Below are 17,672 nucleotides of genomic sequence, written 5' to 3'. Positions count from 1 at the left end.
GTCAGCGCTCGCGCAGCAGGTCGCCCTCCTCGATGGCGGGCAGCGACAGGCTGCGGTAGCCCGCCTCGGTGAAGAGCACCGTGACCGTCTCCGCTTCGCGCCGCACCACCTCGCCGTCGCCGAACTCCGGGTGCCGCACCGCCGCGCCCGGCGGGAACGGGCCGTCCACCCGTTCGATCGGGCGCGCGGTGCCCGCCGCGCAGGTATCGCAGTTGCCGCAGTGCTCCTCGCGCACCTCGCCGAAGTAGCCGAGCAGGAACTGCCTGCGGCAGAGCGGGGTCTCGGCGTAGGCGCGCATGGTCTCCAGCCGGGAGCGGTCGAGCTGTGCGCGGCGTTCGGCGATCTCGGCGGCGCGCTCGGGCGCCGTCTCCGGGTCGGCGCCGGTGCCGCGGAAGCGGCCGTCGGGGAGGCTCTCGACCTGGCCCGCGGCCTCCAGCAGGTTCAGGTTGTTCAGCGTGCGCCTGCGCGAGCGCTCGGTCGCCGCGGTGAGCTCGGCGAGGGTCAGCGGCCGGTCGCCGAGGGCGCGGGCGAGCGCGCGCAGCCCGTCGTCGTCCACCCGGCGGCCGGTGAGGAAGCGCTGCAGCCCGAGGTCCTCGGGGCGGAAGCAGAGGATCGCCTCGGCCGGTTCGCCGTCCCGGCCCGCGCGCCCGATCTGCTGGTAGTAGGAGTCGAGCGAGTCCGGGACGGCGGCGTGCACCACGGCGCGGACGCCGGGCTTGTCGATGCCCATGCCGAAGGCGGAGGTCGCGACGACCACCGCGACCTCGTCGGCGCGGAAGCGCTCGTGCACCGCGTTGCGCTCGGCGGCCTTCATGCCCGCGTGGTAGGCGGCGGCGTCCACGCCGCGCTCGCGGAAGGCGGCGGCGAGCCGCTCGGTCTCGCGCCGGGTGGCGGTGTAGACCAGGGCCGGGCCGGTGGTGACGAGGTCGAGCACGGCGGCGTCGCGGTCCGCCGCGGTGCGGGTGGCGCGCACGGTGAGCGCGAGGTTGGGCCGGTCGAATCCGGCGACGATCGTGGCCGGGTCGCGCAGGTCGAGCACGCGGGCGATGTCCTCGCGGACCGGGCCGTTGGCGGTGGCGGTGAGCGCGAGCACCGGCGGCCTGCCGACCCGCTCGGCGGCGTGCGCGAGCCGCAGGTAGTCCGGGCGGAAGTCGTGGCCCCACGCGGAGACGCAGTGCGCCTCGTCCACCACGAAGAGCCCGGGGCGCAGCGCCGCCACCCGGTCGAGCACCTCGGCCTTGGCGAGTTGCTCCGGGGCGAGGAAGAGGTACTTCGCGGTGCCGTCGGCGAGCGCGGCCCACGCCTGCTCGGTCGCTGTGGCCGACTGCGCGGCATTGATCGCGACGGCGGGCGGCGCGTCGGTCCCCGCCAGCTGCTGGACCTGGTCGCGGTGCAGCGCGGTGAGCGGGGAGACGATCAGCGTCGGGCCGTCCAGCAGCAGCGACGGCACCTGGTAGATCGCGGACTTCCCGGCACCGGTCGGCATCACCGCGAGCACGTCGCGGCCCGCGGTGAGCGGGAGCATGGCGTCGAGCTGGGCGGGCCGCAGCTCCGACCAGCCGAAGGTCCGCTCCGCGACCCGGCGGAGTTCGCGCCGCCGCGCCGCCGGACCGGTCTTGCCGCGCCGCACGGCGGCCTTTCCCGCGCGCCACAGTGCGGCGACGCCTCTGTCACGCCGCTGCGCGGCGGTGTCTCTACGGGGCACCGCCGGGCAGTTCCCGCCTGCGCGGCAATGAAACTCAGGTGAGCAGAACCGGCAGCGCGGAGAGGTCGTTCTGGGTGAGCACCGGCATGTTCGGCAGCGCCGCGAGGTCGCCCGCGGCGCGCAGGTTCGGGAAGCGGGCGAAGAGCGCGGGCAGCGCGACCGCCGCCTCCAGCCGGGCCAGCGTGGCGCCGGGGCAGATGTGCGGGCCGAAGCCGAAGGAGATGTTGCGGTGCGCGGTGGCGCGGCCGCTGTCGTAGACGTGCGCGTCCTCGCCGTGCACGTCGGTGTCCCTGCCGATCGCCCGGTAGGAGATGACCACGCCGTCCCCGGCGGGGATGACGCCCTCGTCGAGCACGATGTCCTCGGTGGCGAAGCGCATGAGCAGGTGGATCACCGGCCCGTCCCAGCGCAGCGTCTCCTCGACGGCGTCGGCCCACGACACCTCGTCGGCGCGGATCCGCGCCAGCTGCTCGGGGTTGGCGAGCAGCGCCCGCACGGTGGCCAGGATCAGGTTGACGGTGGTCTCGTGGCCCGCGGCGACCAGCGCCTCCAGGTTGCCGATCACCTCCTCCTCGGTGAGCGGCTCCTCGCCGTCGCCGTTCTCGTGGATCAGCGCGGAGGTGAGGTCGTCGGCGGGGGTCGCGGTCTTCTTGCGGACCAGCGCGGTGTAGTAGGCGGTGAGCTGGTCGATGGTGGCCAGCCGCTCGTCCTGCGGGGTGAGCAGCGAGAAGAACGCCTTGTACCAGGTGAGCAGCTGCTCCTGGTCCTCGTGCGGCACGCCCATGAGCTCGCTGACCACGCGCATGGGCAGCGGGTAGGCGAAGACCTGCTTGAGGTCGACCGGCTCGCCCGCGGCGCCCGCCGCCTCGAGGTCGTCGAGGAGCTCGGCGACGTAGCGCTCGACCAGCGGGCGCAGCGCATCCAGCCTGCGCCGGGAGAGCGCCTGGGTGGTCTTGATCCGGAGCCGGCGGTGCGCGGCGCCGTCCACGGTGAACATGGAGCGCTTGACGTCGATCATGCCGATCAGCGGCCACTCGCGGGTGACCACGCCGTCGGTCCAGAGCTTCCAGGCGCCGATGTCCTTGACCAGCCTGGGGTCGGTGAGCAGCTGCCTGGCGAGGTTGTGCCCGGTGACGGTCCAGGCCGGGACGCCGAGCAGTTCGATGCGGGTGAGCGCGCCCGCCGCGCGCAGCCGATCGGTCTCTCCCGCGAGATCGCCGACCATCGGATCGATGGGCATGGCATGCGGGCACGATGAAGTCACAGAATACCTCCGACAGCAGGGACTGGCGTGAAATGTACCGGGAGAGCGGTCATTCCGCGCAGAAAGGCCGACTGTCGGCGGACCAGGCTGCCCGCGGGGACGGCGAGGTCGAGGTCGGGGAGCCGGTCCAGCAGCACCTCGAGACCGGTCCTGGCGATGATCTCGGCGATCTGCTGCGCCGGGTAGGGGCAGCGGTACTCGCCGTGGCTGAACGCGAAGTGCGCGTTGTTGCCTGCGTGGGTCGGGTCGCCGTCGGCGTGCTGGCGCACGTGCGGGTCGGCATTGGCGGCGGCCAGCCCGAGCAGCAGCATGTCCCCGGCCCTGATGGTCTCGTCGCCGAGCCTGGTGTCGCGGGCCGCCCAGCGCCCGGCCAGGATCTGGGTGGGGGTGTCCTCCCAGAGCACCTCGTTCATGGCCTGGCCGATGCTGTGCCGCCCGGCGCCCAGCGCGGCGGCGAAGCGGTCCTCGGTGAGCATGAGCCGCACCGAGTTGCCGATCCAGTCCGCGGTGGGCAGGTGCCCGGCCGCGGTGATCGCCATCAGGTCGAGCACGTACTCCTCGTCGGAGAAACGCTCGTGGTGCGTGAGCAGCCGGGCGACGAGGTCGTCGCCGCGCCGGGACTTGGCCAGCGCCAGCAGGTTCTGCATCTGCTCGCCGAAGGCCAGGTACGCGGCCTGCGCGTCGGCGCCGCCGTCGGCGAGGGTCTTCATGGTCCAGGCCAGCCTGCCGCCGTCCTCGTCCGGGAAGCCGAGCATCCAGGCCAGCGCGAGCACCGGCAGCGGCTCGGCGTACTCGGCGACCAGGTCGGCCTCGCCGCGGCCGCAGAAGCCGTCGATCAGCCGGTCGGCGAGCAGCTCGCAGGTGCGGCGCAGCGCGAACGGGTCGACCGCCTCCAGGGCGGGCTCCACCATGGCCAGGTGCCTGCGGTGCTCGGCGCCCGCGCTGAAGTAGATCGACGGCATCGGCCTGCCGACCATGGGCAGCAGCGGCCAGTCCTCCGGGATGTTCGGCCACTGGTTCCACAGCCCGACGTCGCGCGGGAACAGGTCGGGGTCGCTGGTCACCTGGTGCAGCTCGCGGTAGCCGATGACCAGCCAGGCGGGGACCCCGCCGGGCAGCTCGACCGCGACCACCGGGCCGTTGTCGCGGCGCATCTCGGCGTAGAGCCGGTGCGGGTCGGTGTGGAAGCGCGGGCCGCTGAGCGGGACGGCGGCCTGCGGCTGCACCGGGCAGCCTGCGGCGCGTGCCGCGTTGCCGGGGCGCGTCACGGGCGCACCGCTGCGGCCGGGGCGGGGACGAGGTCGGGCACCATGGTTCTCCGGCGGGTCCGGCGGCCGGGCGGCCGCAGCTGGCGGGGTGGGGTCGGGCTGTCGCTCACCGGGCGCCGCCGAGCGCGGGCACCGGAGTGAAGCGGACGGGGAGCGCGGTGGTGCCGCGCAGGAACGGGGACGGCCGCCGGGTCAGCTCGGCGGCGGGCACCGCGAGGTCGAGGTCGGGCAGCCGGTCCAGCAGCACCTCGATCGCGGTGCGCGCGATGACCTCCGCGATCTGCTGGGCCGGGTACGGGCAGCGGTGCACGCCGTGGCCGAAGGAGAAGTGCGCCTGGTTGCCGGAGTACACCGGGTCCTCGCCGACGGTGCCGTCGAGGTGCTGGCGCACGTGCGGGTCGGCGTTGGCGGCCGCGAGCCCGAGCATGAGCATGTCACCGGCGCGGATCACGCGGTCGGCGAGCCTGGTGTCGCGGACGGCCCAGCGCCCGCACAGGATCTGGCTCGGGGTGTCCTCCCAGAGCACCTCGTTCATGGCCTGCCCGACGCTGTGCCTGCCCGCGCCGAGCGCGGCGGCGAAGCGGTCCTCGGTGAGCATCAGCCGCACGGTGTTGCTCAGCCAGTCCGCGGTGGTCAGGTGCCCGGCGAGCATGATGGCCATGAGGACGAGGACGTACTCCTCGTCGTCGGTGAAGGCGCCCGGATTGCGCAGGAACACCGAGGCGATGTCGGTGCCTGGATGCGCGCGGGCCCTGGCGAGCAGCGCGCCGATCTGCTCGGCGAAGCCGACGTGCGCGGACTGCGCGTCGGCGCCGCCGTCGGCCATGGCCTTCATGATCCTGGCCAGCTTGTCGCCGGAGTCCGGCGGGAAGCCGAGCATCCAGGCCAGCGCGAGCGCCGGGATCGGCTCGGCGAAGTCGGCGACCAGGTCGGCGCGGCCGCGGCCGCAGAAGCCGTCGATCAGCCGGTCGGCCAGCGTCTCGGTGGAGTTGCGCAGCGCGAAGGCGTCCACCGACTCCAGCGCGGTCTCCACCACGGTGCTGTGCCTGCGGGCCTGCTCGGGTGAGGTGAAGTGCCTGCCGACCATGGGCAGCAGCGGCCAGTCGTCGGGGATGTTCGGCCACTGGTTCCACAGCGAGACGTCGCGCGGGAACATGGCGGTGTCGGTGATCACCTGGTGCAGTTCGCGGTACCCGATCACCAGCCAGGCCGGGATGCCGCCGGGTAGCTCCACCGGGACCACCGGGCCGTGCTCGGCCCGCAGCTCGGCGTAGTGCCGCTGCGGGTCGGTGTGGAAGCGCGGCCCGACGAGCGGCACCGCGCCCGCGCGCGCCCGGTGTCCGGAGTGGGTCAAAACCGCGCCCCCGGGACGACGATGCCGCGCCCGGGCGGGGCGGCGCCGGTCGCCGTGGTGTGCAGGTGCTCGACCAGGGCGATGAGCACCTGCTTGACCGATTCGCGGGAGCGGGCGTCGCAGTCGAGCAGCGGGACGTGCGGGTCGAGGTCGAGCGCGTCGCGCACCTCCTCGAGCCGGGCGGCGCCACCGAAGTTGTTGCAGGCCACCACGAATCGGGTGCGCTGCGCCTCCAGCCGGTCGATGGCGTACCAGGAGTCGGCGATCCGGCGCCGGTCGACCAGCACGATGGCGCCGAGCGCGCCCGCGAAGAGCCGGTCCCAGAGGAACCAGAACCGCTCCTGGCCGGGCGCGCCGAACAGGTAGAGCACGTGCTCGGCGTCGATGGTGATGCGGCCGAAGTCGAAGGCGACGGTGGTGGTGGTCTTGCCGGGCGCGCCGGTGGTGTCGTCGATGCCGACCCCGGCGTCGGTCATGGTCGCCTCGGTGTCCAGCGGGCGGATCTCGCTGACCGCGCGCACCAGCGTCGTCTTGCCGACGCCGAAGCCGCCGACCACCACGATCTTGAGCCCGCGGTTGGTGCTGGCCAGCAGCGGGGCATCGGCACGGCTGGGCCGATGGTCAGAGATTGCGGAGTCCAACGAGCACCTTCTCCAGAGTGGTCGAGTCTGCGGGTGGCTGCCGGTAGGCGCCGTCCGCTCCGTGCGGATGGCGCACCGTGATCTTCCCGGCGTGCAGCAGATCCGACAGCAGAATGGTGGTGATGCCGACCGGGAGCCGCAGTTCGGCCGCGATCTCGACGACCGCGATCGGCGCCCGGCACAGCTCCAGGATCGCGATGTGCTCGGACTGCATCCCCGGCGCCGGTTCGCACTCGCCGACCACCAGCGTCACCAGGTCGAACGCGTCGGAGTCCGGGCGGGTGCGGCCGCCGGTCAGCGTATAGAGCCGATCGGGGTCGTCGTCGCGACCTGGCCTGGTCACGACAGGCTCGCTCCCGCGACCCGCGGCGCCATCGCCAGGTGCTCGCCCAGTTGCTCGACGATCTCGCGCATGTTGTGGCCGACCAGGCCCGCGTCGGCCTCCTCGGCGGCGAGCACCGCGATGTGCGAGCCGCGCCCGGCCTCGACGATGAAGAGGATGCCGCCGTAGAACTCGGTCATCGACTGCCTGACCCCGCTGCGGCCGTCACCGAACTCGGCGGAGGCGCCGTGCGAGAGGCTCTGGATCCCCGCCGCGATGGCGGCGAGCTGGTCGGCCTTGTCGACCGAGAGTTCGGGGGTGTGGCAGATCTTGAGCCCGTCACCGGAGAGCAGCAGCGCGTGCCTGGCGTGCGGCGTGCGGGCGAGCAGCTGTTCCAGCAGCCAGCCCAGCTGCGCGGGAGTGGAGGTAGTCATCGATCGTTCTCCAGGGCGGGGGAGGAGGGGGAGTGCGGCGGCGCGACGACGTCGTCGCGGCCGGTGACCGCACGCTGGAAGGCGCCGAGCGCGGAGGGCTCGACCGTGTGCGCGGTACCGGCGGCCGCGGCCGGGGCGGCATCGGCGCCGAGCCCGGCGGGGTGCACGGCCGCGAGCGTGCTGCCGCGGCGGCGCTTGGGCAGCGGTGCGTCGCCGTCGGGCAGCGCGGCCGGTTCGGCCTCGGCGCGCTCGACGGCCAGTGCTGCCTCCGCCGGTCCGGCGGGGGCGAGCTGGGGGCGGCGGGTGCGATCCACCCGCGCGGTGAGGTCACGCGGCACCACGATCACCACGGCGGTGCCGCCGATGGCCGAAGGCCGGTAGGAGACGGTGAGGCCGTGCTTGCGGGCCAGGTGCCCGACGACGGCGAGACCGAGCCTGGTGCCGGTGAGCGAGGCGAGGTCGCCCGAGGAGATGCCGCGGCCGTCGGCGCCGGCGCCGGAGACCGCGAACTCGGCGCGGCGCAGCGCGGACTCGCTCATCACCAGGCCGCTGTCCTCGACGGTGACGACCACGCCCGCGGGCACCTCGGCGGCGTAGACGTGCACCTCGGTGGTGGGCGGGGAGAAGTTGCAGGCGTTGTCGAGCAGCTCGGCGAGCGCGTGCATGACGCCCTCGGCGGCGTGCCCGGCGATCCCGACGTCGGCGACCGCGCGCAGCCGGACCCGCTGGTACCCGGCGACCCGGCCCATCGCGCCGCGCAGGATGGATTCCATCGCGATCGGCTTGGCCCAGCGCCGCCCGGAGCGGGCGCCGGAGAGCACCGCGATGCTGTCGGCGAGCCGCCCGGCCTGGGCGGTGCGGTGGTCGAGGTGCAGCAGGTCGGCCAGGACCTTGGGGTCGGCGTGCCGGTGCTCCATCTCGCGCAGCTCGGCCAGCATGCTCGTGGTCATGGCCTGCATCCGCCCGGCGGCGCCCGCGAAGGCGGCCATGGCGGCGGCCCTCCGGTGCTCGCTCGCCCTGGCGCGGCCGACCGCGTCGTCGGTGGTGGCGCCGTCCTGGGCGCGCTCGGCCTCGGCGCCCGCCGCCCGGTGCTCGGCCTCGGCGATCCGCTCCTGCGCGGCCAGCACCCTGGCCTCTGCGGCGGCGACCGCGGCCGCGGCGTCGGCGGCCTTGCGGTGGAAGCGCAGCCCGATGAGCACCGCGACGGTGAACAGCAGCCCGCCCGCCGCGCCGACCACGGAGAGGATGACCCTGGTGTCACCGGAGGTCAGCACGCCCGGCGGCACCACCAGCCCGACGATGACCACCACGATCGACAGCAGCGCCACCACGAGGGGGCGCGACCCTGGGCTCGCGGGCTCGCTCGCCCGCGGCTTGGAAGAATCCGACACGTCCTGCACTTTCGCGCTCGCCGGAGGGCGTCGTGTCGGCGCCTCCGACCCTTGCTGCGGCGATCTGGATAACCGAAGTCGCAGCCCGGCAAGCAGATCCGAAAATTTCGCGGTTGAGAATAGCGGCCACGGGGTGAAGGCGCCACTCCTGTTCCGGTGAGCGGGGCGGAACCCGCCCACAGGGCCGGAAAGGTGTATCGCCCTGGTCGGACGCCCAGGTTCGGGACGGTGCGCAGGGCGGCTTCGAGCCGGTCCGGGGGCGTGGGGGCGTGCCGGTGCCGCGTCGCGTGAGCGCGGCCAGGTCAGCGCGAGTCGGTGGCCCCGAGCGCGGCGGCGCCGACGCAGGCGAAGATGTCCTCGGTGTGTTCGTCGGTGCTGCCGATGGTGATGGCGACCACGACATAGCCTGTGCCGAACGAGGCCGACGCCACCTCCGAGATCCCGGTGTCCGACCAGGCCCACTTGGTGCCGAGGACACCGGGCAGCTCGGCGGTGCCCCAGTTCTGCTCGGTGCCGTCGGCGGCGACCGGCGCGGCGTCGGCCATCCACTCCAGGATCGGTGAATCCCGGTCGCCGTCGAGCTTGGCGAGCAGGAAGCCGGCCACGTCGGCGGTGCTGGTGGTGGAGGTGCCCCAGTAGCCGCCTCCGGTGTCGGTGAGCCCGTACTCGGCGGCGACCGCGTTCACCGCGTCCGGGTAGGCGGCGTCGAGGGTGTCGGCCGCGGCGTCGTCGGAGAAGCGGATGGCGCGCTCGCCCGCCGCCCGGTCCGCCGCCGCGTCGGTGCCGTGCCGCACGGCGTAGTCGACGAGGTACAGCTTGGCCAGCGAGAGCGCGGCGCGCGGTTCGTGCTCGTTGGCGGAGCCCGATCCCGCTCCGCGCAGCGTGCGGGTCGAGAACGCGGTTCTGGACGGCACGTCCACGGTGGCGACGACCGGCGACGCGGGATCGGCATCGGCGACCGGGGCGGGAAGGACGCAGCAGATACCGACGGCGAGCGCGGTACAGAGCAGCCGAGCGGACACGGGAACCTCCGGCGGAACGGGTGACGCGTGCCGGTGGGTCACCGGGGGCGGATGGAAACCACATGCCCGGGTTCGCGGCGGCGAGACCTGGGCGCGGCCCCGCGTCGGGCCGCTGCGCGGAGCCCGGCCGCGATGGCGAACTCGGAGCAAAGTAGCACGATCCGGCGCGGGCGGCCCGCTACGGCCGATACCGCCTCGGCCCGAGGTCTCAGCCGGGCAGCACCATGTCCGCGACGGCGGCGCTCGCCCCGGCGAAGACGTCGGCGGTGTGCTCGTCGGTGCTGCCGGTGGTGTGCGCGACGACGACGAAGCCGGGGCCGAAGGAGGCGGAGGCGACCTCGGTGACGCCGGTGTCGGACCAGGCCCACTTGGTGCCGATGACGCCGGGGAGGTCGGCGGTGCCCCAGTCCTGCTCGGTGCCGTCGGCGGCGGTGGGGGCGGCGGTGGCCATCCAGAGCAGCAGCGGCGAGTCGGGGTCGCCGGTCTCCTTGGCGAGCAGGAAGGTGGCGACGTCGGCGGTGCTGGTGGTCGCCGACCCCCAGTAGCCGCCGCCGGTCTGCGCGAGCCCGAACTCGGCGGCGATCGCGGCGATGGCCTGCGGGTACCTGGCGCCGAGGATGTCGGCGGCGACGTCGTCGGAGTAGCGGATGGCGCGTTCGGCGGCGGCGCGGTCGGCGGGGGAGCCGTCGCCGTGCCGGACCGCGTAGTCGGCGAGGTAGAGCTTGGACAGCGAGAGCGCGGTGCGCGGCTGGTTCTCGGTGCCGGTGCCCCAGCCACCCATCGGGGTCCGCGCGGAGAAGGCGGTGCGCGCGGGGACGGCGGCGTCGGCGTCCGGGTCGGCGGCGGCGAGCGGGGCGCCGTGGAGGCAGGCGCCGACGACGACACCGGCGAGAACGAAACGGCGAGCGAACACGAGAGCCTCCGGGTATGCGGTTGTTCGCCGGTCGATAACCGGCGTCGATGCCCTCCGCTTGCCCCCGGCGCCGTCCCGGAAACCCTCGTTTGCCCACCCGACCCTCGGGTAGCCGCCCGGCGAACGGCGACGGGAGGAGATCCGGATGAGCATCGTCGACAAGACCGTCGGCACCGCCGTACAGGGCCTGAACACCCTGGCGAGCACTGTTTTCGGCAGTAAAGGCCAACGCACGCAAGCGATCACGATCGAGCGGCCGCGCGCCGAGGTGGAGCGGTTCTGGCACGACCCCGAGCAGCTGTCCCGCGTGCTCGGCACGGTCGGCGAGGTCAGGCCGCGCGGCAGCGACGGCTACACCTGGGTGCTGCACGCCGACCCGGACGTGGAGTGGGAGACCACCCTGTCCACCGACGCCGACGGGTTGCGCTTCAGCACCGCCGACGACCCCGACGGCCCGCACATCCGGCTGACCTTCGCCGAGGCCCCCGCCGACCGCGGCACCGAGGTGACCGCCCTGGTGGCGGCACCGGCTCCCGGAATCCTCACCGACGCCGCCGTTTTCAAGGTGCTGTACCGGGCGCGGGCACTGCTGCAGACCGGGGAGATCCCGACCCTGCAGCCGCAGCCCGCCGCCCGCGACGCGGACCGCTGACCGACAAGGAGACACCCCGAATGCGCGCACTCGTCTGGAACGGCGTGAACGACCTCGCGGTCGAGACCGTGGACGACCCCACCCCGCTGAACCCGCACGACGCGATCGTGAAGGTCACGCTGACCACCACCTGCGGCTCCGACCTGCACTTCATCGACGGCTACCTGCCCGGCATGCGCGCGGGCGACGTCTTCGGCCACGAGTTCACCGGCGAGGTCGTCGAGGTGGGGTCGGCGGTGCGGGAGCGCCGGATCGGCGACCGGGTGACGGTGCCGTCCTTCATCTCCTGCGGTTCGTGCTGGTACTGCCGCCACGACCTGCCGTCGGCCTGCGACACCACCAACCCCAATGCCGAGCTGCAGCAGCCGCTGCTGGGTCACCCGACCGGCGGGATCTACGGCTACACCCATCCCTTCGGCGGCTACCAGGGCTCGCACGCGGAGTACGTGCGGGTGCCCTTCGCCGACGTGAACGCCTTCGTCGTCCCGGACGGCGTCACCGACGAGCAGGCGCTGTTCCTCTCCGACGCGGTGCCGACCGGGCTGATGGGCGCCGATTTCTGCGACATCAGCCCCGGTGACGTGGTCGCGGTGTGGGGCGGCGGCGGGGTCGGGCTGATGGCGGCCCGCTCGGCGCTGCTGCTCGGCGCGGAGCGGGTGATCGTGATCGACCGGATCCCGGAGCGCCTCGCGCTGGCCGAGCAGAAGGTCGGCGCCGAGGTGATCGACTACAGCGCGGTGGACAGCGTGCAGGACGCGCTGCGCGAGGCCACCGGCGGGCGCGGCCCGGACGCGGTGATCGAGGCGGTCGGGATGGAGGCGCACGGCACCGGCGTGCAGCAGCTCTACGACCGGGCCAAGCAGGCGCTGCGGCTGGAGACCGACCGGGCGACCCCGCTGCGCGAGGCGATCCTGGCCTGCCGCAAGGGCGGGGTGGTGTCGGTGCTCGGCGTCTACGGCGTCACCGACAAGTTCCCGATGGGCGCGCTCACCAACAAGAGCCTCACGCTGCGCACCGCCCAGCAGCACGGGCAGCGCTACGTGCCGCGCATGTTCGACTACGTCCAGCAGGGCGACCTCGACCCGTCCTGGCTGATCACCCACGACCTGCCGCTGGCCGACGCGGTGCGCGGCTACGACCTGTTCAAGAACAAGAAGGACGGCTGCGTGCGCGCGGTGTTCCGCCCGTGAGCGCGGCGGCGATCGCGGGCAGCCGCGGGATCAGCAGGTGGTCGATGTCGGCCTCGAAACCGTGCCTGCGGTCGGCGTAGAGGTCGACGACCGCGATCGGGCCGGTGCCGTCGCGCACCGGCAGGCTGTAGCTGGAGCCGAGGCCGAGCAGCCGCAGCTCCACCGCCCACTCGCTCCAGCGCTGGGCCCGCCGAAGGTCGGGCACGGAGACCGGCTTGCCGGTGCGCAGCGCCTCCAGCCCGGGGGATCCGCCCCAGATGAGCTGGGCCTGCTCGACCAGCCGGGCGCGCGGTGACGACCACGCCGCCACCACAGTCTCGTCGCCGCTGATCGCGGTGACGCCGACCAGCGGGTCGCCGGGCACCAGCTCGGCCAGGTTCGCGGCGAGGGCGAGAAGCGGGTCGGCCGGTGTGCGCCGTTCGCTGATCGTTTCGGTCATGGTGCCCCTTCCGGGGTGCCCGCGTGCAGGGGCACCGTCCGTCCAGGGTGGCCGGTGCGGGCGGCTCGCCGCAGCACCGGCCGCGAACCCTTCGCCCCGAGGTATCCGGGAAACGAAGCGACGAAACACGTCCGGGCCGGCCCCGAAGGACCGGCCCGGACGGCTCAGCGGCGGATCAGCGCAGGTCGAACCGATCGTTCTCGGCGACCTTGGCCCACGCGGCGACGAAGTCGTTCACGAACTTCGCGGCCCCGTCGTTCTGGGCGTAGACCTCGGCGACGGCGCGCAGCTGCGAGTGCGAGCCGAAGACCAGGTCGTTGGCGGTGGCGGTGTAGACGGCCGCGCCGCCCTTCGTGCCCTCGTAGACGTTCTCCTCGGACTTCGAGGCCTTCCACTCGATGTCCTGGTCGAGCAGGTTGACGAAGAAGTCGGTGGAGAGCACGCCCGGCCGGTCGGTGAAGACGCCGTGCTGCTTGCCCGCGTAGTTGGCGCCGAGCACGCGCAGCCCGCCGATCAGCACGGTGAGCTCGGGGGCGGTGACGTCGAGCAGGTAGGCGCGGTCCAGCAGCAGCCGCTCCAGCGGCGCCTTCTCACCCGGGCGGACGTAGTTGCGGAAGCCGTCGGCACGCGGCTCGAGCACCGCGAACGACTCCACGTCGGTGTCCTCCTGGGCGGCGTCGGTGCGCCCGGGGGAGAACGGGACGGTGATCTCGTGGCCCGCGTCCTTCGCCGCCTTCTCCACGGCCGCGTTGCCCGCAAGCACGATGGTGTCGGCCAGCGAGATCTTCTTGCCGCCGGTAGCGGAGGCGTTGAAGTCCTGCTGGATCTGCTCCAGGACCGGGAGCACCTTGGCCAGCTCGGCGGGCTCGTTGACCTCCCAGTTCCGCTGCGGGTCGAGCCGCAGCCGCGCGCCGTTGGCGCCGCCGCGGTAGTCGGTGCTACGGAAGCTCGCCGCCGCCGCCCACGCCGTCTTGACCAGCTGCGCGACCGAGAGCCCGGACTCGAGCACCTTGGCCTTGAGCGCGGCGACGTCCTGCTCGCCGACCAGCTCGTGGTCGACGTCCGGGACCGGGTCCTGCCACAGCTGCGGCTCGGGCACCCAGGGGCCGAGGTAGCGGCTGATCGGGCCCATGTCGCGGTGCAGCAGCTTGTACCAGGCCTTGGCGAAGGCCTCGGCGAGCTGCTCGGGGTGGTCCAGCCAGCGGCGGGTGATCTCGCCGTAGATCGGGTCCTCGCGCAGCGCCAGGTCGGTGGTGAGCATGCCGGGGGCGCGGCGCGGGCCGTCGAACGGGTCGGGGACGGTGCCCTCGCCCGCGCCGTCCTTCGGCTTCCACTGCCAGGCACCGGCCGGGCTCTTGTGCAGCTCCCACTCGTAGCCGTACAGGTTCTGCAGGAACCCGTTGCTCCACTGGGTCGGGGTGGAGGTCCAGATGACCTCGAGCCCGGAGGTGATGGCGTCGCCCGCCTTGCCGCTGCCGTGCGCGCTCTTCCAGCCCAGGCCCTGCTGCTCGATCGGCGCGCCCTCGGGCTCGACGCCGACCAGGTCGGGGTTGCCCGCGCCGTGGGTCTTGCCGAAGGAGTGGCCGCCGATGATCAGCGCGGCGGTCTCCTCGTCGTTCATCGCCATCCGGCCGAAGGTCTCGCGGATGTCCTTGGCGGCGGCCAGCGGGTCCGGGCGGCCGTTCGGGCCCTCGGGGTTGACGTAGATGAGCCCCATCTGGACCGCGCCGAGCGGGCCGGAGAGCTCGCGCTCGCCGCTGTAGCGCTCGTCGCCGAGCCAGGTGTCCTCCGGGCCCCAGAAGACCTCCTCCGGCTCCCACACGTCGGCGCGGCCGAAGGCGAAGCCGAAGGTCTGGAAGCCCATGTCCTCGAGCGCCACGTTGCCCGCGAGGACCAGCAGGTCGGCCCAGGAGATGCTGTTGCCGTACTTCTGCTTGACCGGCCACAGCAGCCTGCGCGCCTTGTCCAGGTTGCCGTTGTCGGGCCAGCTGTTCAGCGGGGCGAAGCGCTGCGCGCCCTGCCCGCCGCCGCCGCGGCCGTCGGCGATCCGGTAGGTGCCGGCGGCGTGCCAGCTCAGGCGGATGAACAGGCCGCCGTAGTGGCCGAAGTCGGCGGGCCACCAGTCCTTGGAGTCGGTCAGCACCGCGGTGACGTCGGCCTTGAGCGCGTCGACGTCGAGCTTGGCGAATTCCTTCGCGTAGTCGAAGTCCGCGCCGAGCGGGTTCGACTTGGTGGAGTGCGCGTGCAGCACGGAGAGGTCGATCTGCTCCGGCCACCAGTCCTGGTTGGTGCGCGGCCGGTGCTCGGTGTGCGCGGTCGGCGACTTGAGCGCCGGGTTCTCGCTCTCGCTGTTGCTGCTCGTGGCAGTGTCGGGAGCGGGCGGACGGCTATCGGATGTCACGACGTTCCTTCCTGAGGGGGTTGAGGGCTGCGGTTCAGGCCTTGCAAGCGGGGCAGCGGCCCCAGTAGATGACCTCGGCCTCGTCGATCGAGAAGCCGTGGTCGTCGGTCGCGGTCAGGCACGGGGCCGGGCCGGTGGCGCAGTCGACGTCGGCGATCGCGCCGCAGTTGCGGCACACCACGTGGTGGTGGTTGTCGCCGACCCTGGTCTCGTAGCGGGCGACCGATCCGAGGGGCTGGATGCATCGGATCAGGCCGACCGCGGTGAGGGTGTGCAGCGAGTCGTAGACCGCCTGGTGCGAGACCGCCGCGAGGCGGTCGCGCACCGCGCGGATGATGGAATCCGTGTCGGCGTGCGGGTTTTCGTGCACCGCGCTGAGCACCGCCATGCGCGGTGCGGTCACGCGAAGCGACCTTCCCCGCAGCATCTGCTGGAACTCCGTCGCTGTCGGCACAATGGAGAGTCTCGTTCTTTCTTTGGAACGAGTCAAGTGTTTGCGGTGGAATTGATCACGCCGCGCACAACCCTCGCGCGGCGGTGAACCGGGTCTCAGAACAAGATCACCGGGGCGAGAGCGGTGGGGGCGGGCCGGGCCGCCCCCACCGGGTCAGACGGCGACCGGCTCGGACCAGTCGATGCGGTAGCGCTGCTCGGTGCCGAGGATCTTCTCCGGGTCCATCAGGCGCATGGCGATCGGCATGAGCAGGTTCATGACCACCCGGACGACCGGCCCCGGCGCCTTGCTGTGGTTGATCTTCGCGGCGCGGGCGGCGATGCCCTCGACGCGCGGGCGGCGAAGCGCCTCGTAGGCGGCGAAGGCGGCGGGATGGGGCAGGTCGCGCAGGCAGCGGGCAAGCTCGACGGCGCTCTCGATGGCCAGCGAGGCGCCCTGGCCGGAACTGTTGGACGGCGCGTGCACGGCATCGCCGACCAGGACCAGGCGGTCGCGGTGCCAGCGCGGAACCGGCGGCATGATGTGCAGCGCGCCCCAGACCTCCAGCGTCTCGACGGTGGTGGCGCCGGCGAGCGCGGCGCCGGGGGTGTCGTCGGCGTAGGCCTCGCGCAGGGTGCGCAGCCACCGCTCGGCGGGGATCGCCCTGGCCGCGCTGGAGCTCAGGTATTCGGGGTGCGGCAGGTTGGTGCCCCACATCACCCGCCCGTCGCCGAGCGGGCAGTACAGGTAGTAGGCGCGCTTCCCGTAGGCGAACTGCATGGTGCCCGCCGGAATGCCGACGTCGCACGGGACGACCGCGCCGAAGCCGAGCATGCCGGTGTAGTCCGGCCCGGGCGCGGCGGGGTCGATCAGCCCGCGGACCGCGGAGCGGATCCCGTCGGCCCCGACGAGGATGTCGGCGGTGGCGGTGCGGCCGTCGGCGAAGCGGGCGATGACCCCGTCGCCGTGCTCGTCGACCCCGGTCAGCCGGGCGCCGAACTCGAACGGCACGCCCGCGGCGGCCGCGTTCTCGTGCAGCACCCGGAGCAGCTCACCGCGGTCGACCAGCGACAGCGGCGGCAGGTCGTCGAGGCCGGGCAGCTCGTGGGTGTGGCGCCCGACCGACATGCGGGTGCGGTGCACCGGGACGCCGATGGCGCGCACGGCGTCACCGGCGCCGACGATATCGAGCGCGGCCAGGCCGTTCGGGGCGAGCGCGAGCCCGGAGCCGGGAGCCGCGCTCCCGGCCGGGTACGCCTCGTGCACGCTGACGTCGATGCCCGCCAGGCGCAGTGCGGTGGCGGTAACGGTTCCGGCGATGCCGCCACCGGCGACGATCGCGGTGCGGATTGCGGGGGTGGACATGGGGTGCTCCTGTTTCGGGCAGCCCGAACCGTCCCGCGTGCCCACCCGGATATCCTCGGGGTGCCAGCCTCGTGGCCGGGTGCGCATCGCGGGCGCGGTTCGAGACGGTTGATCCGGGCTCGGCGGCGGTGTTGCCGCACCGCCGCCGGGTCCGGTGTGCGTATCCGCGGGCGTCGCCCGCGCGGTGACTTCCGCTCAGGCTGGTTCCGTCGGCCCCCTGACGGGGTCGAAGACAGCGCGGTTGAGGCTGCGCCAGGTGTCGACCTCGGGGAAGGTGCCGTCGGCGAGTTCGGCGCGCAGCCCGCGCACCCACTCCAGCTCGGCCGCGAGCATGGCGGTGCCGAACTCGGTCTCGATCAGGAACAGCCGCGGCAGCCCCTCGACCGCGCCGACCTGGGCGCGGATCTCGGCGAGCGTCCGCTCCAGCGCGGCGGCGCGCTGCTCGAGCAAGGTTTCGACCTCGTCCGGAGGGAGCACGGCGAGCACCGATAGCCCGGCCACGAAGCGGCTCTGCTCGCGCTGCGGGCGGGCAACCAGGTCGCGGGTCCAGTCGACGAGTTCGGTGCGCCCGGCGTCGGTGATGCGGTAGATCACCCGCTCCGGCCGGGCGCCCGCGCGTTCGCTGCCCACGATCTCCAGGAATCCGGCCTTCGCCATGTTGCGGACGACCGTGTAGAGCGAGCCCCACTTGATGTCCATGTCCTGGTCTTTGCCGCGCGAGCGCAGGGTGGCGGCGATCTCGTAGCGGTGCATGGGGCGCTCGACCATGACCGAGAGCACCGCCAGCGCCAGCAGGTTGTCGACCTTGCGCGCGCCCACGATCCCACCTCCTTACTCGCCGACGAATATACGCCCGCGAGTAGAGAAGCGGAATCCGG

Annotated in this window: 17 protein-coding genes; 2 read left to right on the top strand and 15 right to left on the bottom strand. The window is 73.3% G+C overall.

Annotation, left to right across the window (positions count from 1 at the left end):
- Position 1: 1 nt before the first annotated feature.
- The 10 genes from ACFUUZ_RS05535 to ACFUUZ_RS05490 all read right to left on the bottom strand — a co-directional run bounded on the left by ACFUUZ_RS05535 (position 2) and on the right by ACFUUZ_RS05490 (position 10,314).
- Positions 2 to 1,630, bottom strand: coding sequence for a RecQ family ATP-dependent DNA helicase (locus ACFUUZ_RS05535; protein WP_378692827.1), 1,629 nt, complete (start codon positions 1,628 to 1,630; stop codon positions 2 to 4).
- 109 nt (positions 1,631 to 1,739) lie between these two features.
- Positions 1,740 to 2,945, bottom strand: a complete 1,206-nt coding sequence (locus ACFUUZ_RS05530) for a cytochrome P450 (RefSeq protein WP_378692825.1) — start codon at positions 2,943 to 2,945, stop codon at positions 1,740 to 1,742.
- Positions 2,946 to 2,965: 20 nt separating this feature from the next.
- Entirely contained in the window at positions 2,966 to 4,237 is a 1,272-nt protein-coding gene (locus tag ACFUUZ_RS05525) for a cytochrome P450 (protein ID WP_378692823.1), read from the bottom strand.
- A gap of 106 nt (positions 4,238 to 4,343) precedes the next feature.
- Positions 4,344 to 5,591, bottom strand: a complete 1,248-nt coding sequence (locus tag ACFUUZ_RS05520) for a cytochrome P450 (RefSeq protein WP_378692821.1) — start codon at positions 5,589 to 5,591, stop codon at positions 4,344 to 4,346.
- Positions 5,588 to 6,232, bottom strand: coding sequence for an ATP/GTP-binding protein (locus ACFUUZ_RS05515; protein WP_378692819.1), 645 nt, complete (start codon positions 6,230 to 6,232; stop codon positions 5,588 to 5,590). Before ACFUUZ_RS05515 ends, ACFUUZ_RS05520 begins: the two co-directional genes overlap by 4 nt.
- Positions 6,213 to 6,575 (bottom strand): DUF742 domain-containing protein, encoded by a 363-nt coding sequence (locus ACFUUZ_RS05510; RefSeq protein ID WP_378692817.1) that lies wholly within the window; start codon positions 6,573 to 6,575, stop codon positions 6,213 to 6,215. Before ACFUUZ_RS05510 ends, ACFUUZ_RS05515 begins: the two co-directional genes overlap by 20 nt.
- Entirely contained in the window at positions 6,572 to 6,988 is a 417-nt protein-coding gene (locus ACFUUZ_RS05505) for a roadblock/LC7 domain-containing protein (RefSeq protein ID WP_233018191.1), read from the bottom strand. Before ACFUUZ_RS05505 ends, ACFUUZ_RS05510 begins: the two co-directional genes overlap by 4 nt.
- A complete protein-coding gene (locus ACFUUZ_RS05500) occupies positions 6,985 to 8,379 on the bottom strand; it encodes a sensor histidine kinase (RefSeq protein ID WP_378692815.1) in 1,395 nt (464 codons plus the stop codon). Before ACFUUZ_RS05500 ends, ACFUUZ_RS05505 begins: the two co-directional genes overlap by 4 nt.
- 302 nt (positions 8,380 to 8,681) lie before the next feature.
- A complete protein-coding gene (locus ACFUUZ_RS05495; RefSeq protein ID WP_378692813.1) occupies positions 8,682 to 9,401 on the bottom strand; it encodes a hypothetical protein in 720 nt (239 codons plus the stop codon).
- A gap of 208 nt (positions 9,402 to 9,609) precedes the next feature.
- Positions 9,610 to 10,314 carry a hypothetical protein gene (locus ACFUUZ_RS05490; RefSeq protein WP_378692811.1) on the bottom strand — a complete coding sequence of 235 codons (705 nt, stop codon included), beginning with the start codon at positions 10,312 to 10,314 and terminating at the stop codon, positions 9,610 to 9,612.
- A gap of 145 nt (positions 10,315 to 10,459) precedes the next feature.
- Here ACFUUZ_RS05490 and ACFUUZ_RS05485 point away from each other — a divergent pair, with 145 nt between their 5' ends.
- Both ACFUUZ_RS05485 and ACFUUZ_RS05480 read left to right on the top strand, forming a co-directional pair.
- Entirely contained in the window at positions 10,460 to 10,966 is a 507-nt protein-coding gene (locus ACFUUZ_RS05485; protein WP_378692809.1) for a hypothetical protein, read from the top strand.
- Positions 10,967 to 10,986: 20 nt separating this feature from the next.
- On the top strand, positions 10,987 to 12,156 hold the full coding sequence (locus ACFUUZ_RS05480) for a zinc-dependent alcohol dehydrogenase (protein ID WP_378692807.1): 1,170 nt from the start codon (positions 10,987 to 10,989) through the stop codon (positions 12,154 to 12,156).
- Here the strand turns inward: ACFUUZ_RS05480 and ACFUUZ_RS05475 are convergent.
- From ACFUUZ_RS05475 to ACFUUZ_RS05455, 5 genes are all read right to left on the bottom strand, one after another.
- Complete coding sequence (locus ACFUUZ_RS05475; protein ID WP_378692805.1) at positions 12,110 to 12,595, bottom strand: GAF domain-containing protein; 486 nt, start codon at positions 12,593 to 12,595, stop codon at positions 12,110 to 12,112. The two genes, ACFUUZ_RS05480 and ACFUUZ_RS05475, sit on opposite strands and share 47 nt — an antisense overlap.
- A gap of 175 nt (positions 12,596 to 12,770) precedes the next feature.
- Complete coding sequence (gene katG / locus ACFUUZ_RS05470; RefSeq protein WP_378692803.1) at positions 12,771 to 14,996, bottom strand: catalase/peroxidase HPI; 2,226 nt, start codon at positions 14,994 to 14,996, stop codon at positions 12,771 to 12,773.
- Between the two features lie 34 nt (positions 14,997 to 15,030).
- Positions 15,031 to 15,423 (bottom strand): Fur family transcriptional regulator, encoded by a 393-nt coding sequence (locus ACFUUZ_RS05465; protein ID WP_378692916.1) that lies wholly within the window; start codon positions 15,421 to 15,423, stop codon positions 15,031 to 15,033.
- Positions 15,424 to 15,603: 180 nt separating this feature from the next.
- Positions 15,604 to 16,794, bottom strand: a complete 1,191-nt coding sequence (locus tag ACFUUZ_RS05460; protein WP_378692801.1) for an FAD-dependent oxidoreductase — start codon at positions 16,792 to 16,794, stop codon at positions 15,604 to 15,606.
- Positions 16,795 to 16,989: 195 nt separating this feature from the next.
- Positions 16,990 to 17,613, bottom strand: a complete 624-nt coding sequence (locus ACFUUZ_RS05455; protein ID WP_378692799.1) for a PadR family transcriptional regulator — start codon at positions 17,611 to 17,613, stop codon at positions 16,990 to 16,992.
- Between the last annotated feature and the right edge of the window lie 59 nt (positions 17,614 to 17,672).

This window comes from Nocardia sp. NPDC057353 (genome assembly GCF_042667085.1).
GTDB lineage: Bacteria > Actinomycetota > Actinomycetes > Mycobacteriales > Mycobacteriaceae > Nocardia.
Note: the sequence above shows the minus strand (reverse complement) of the source record. Positions and strands in the feature narration are given on the sequence as shown.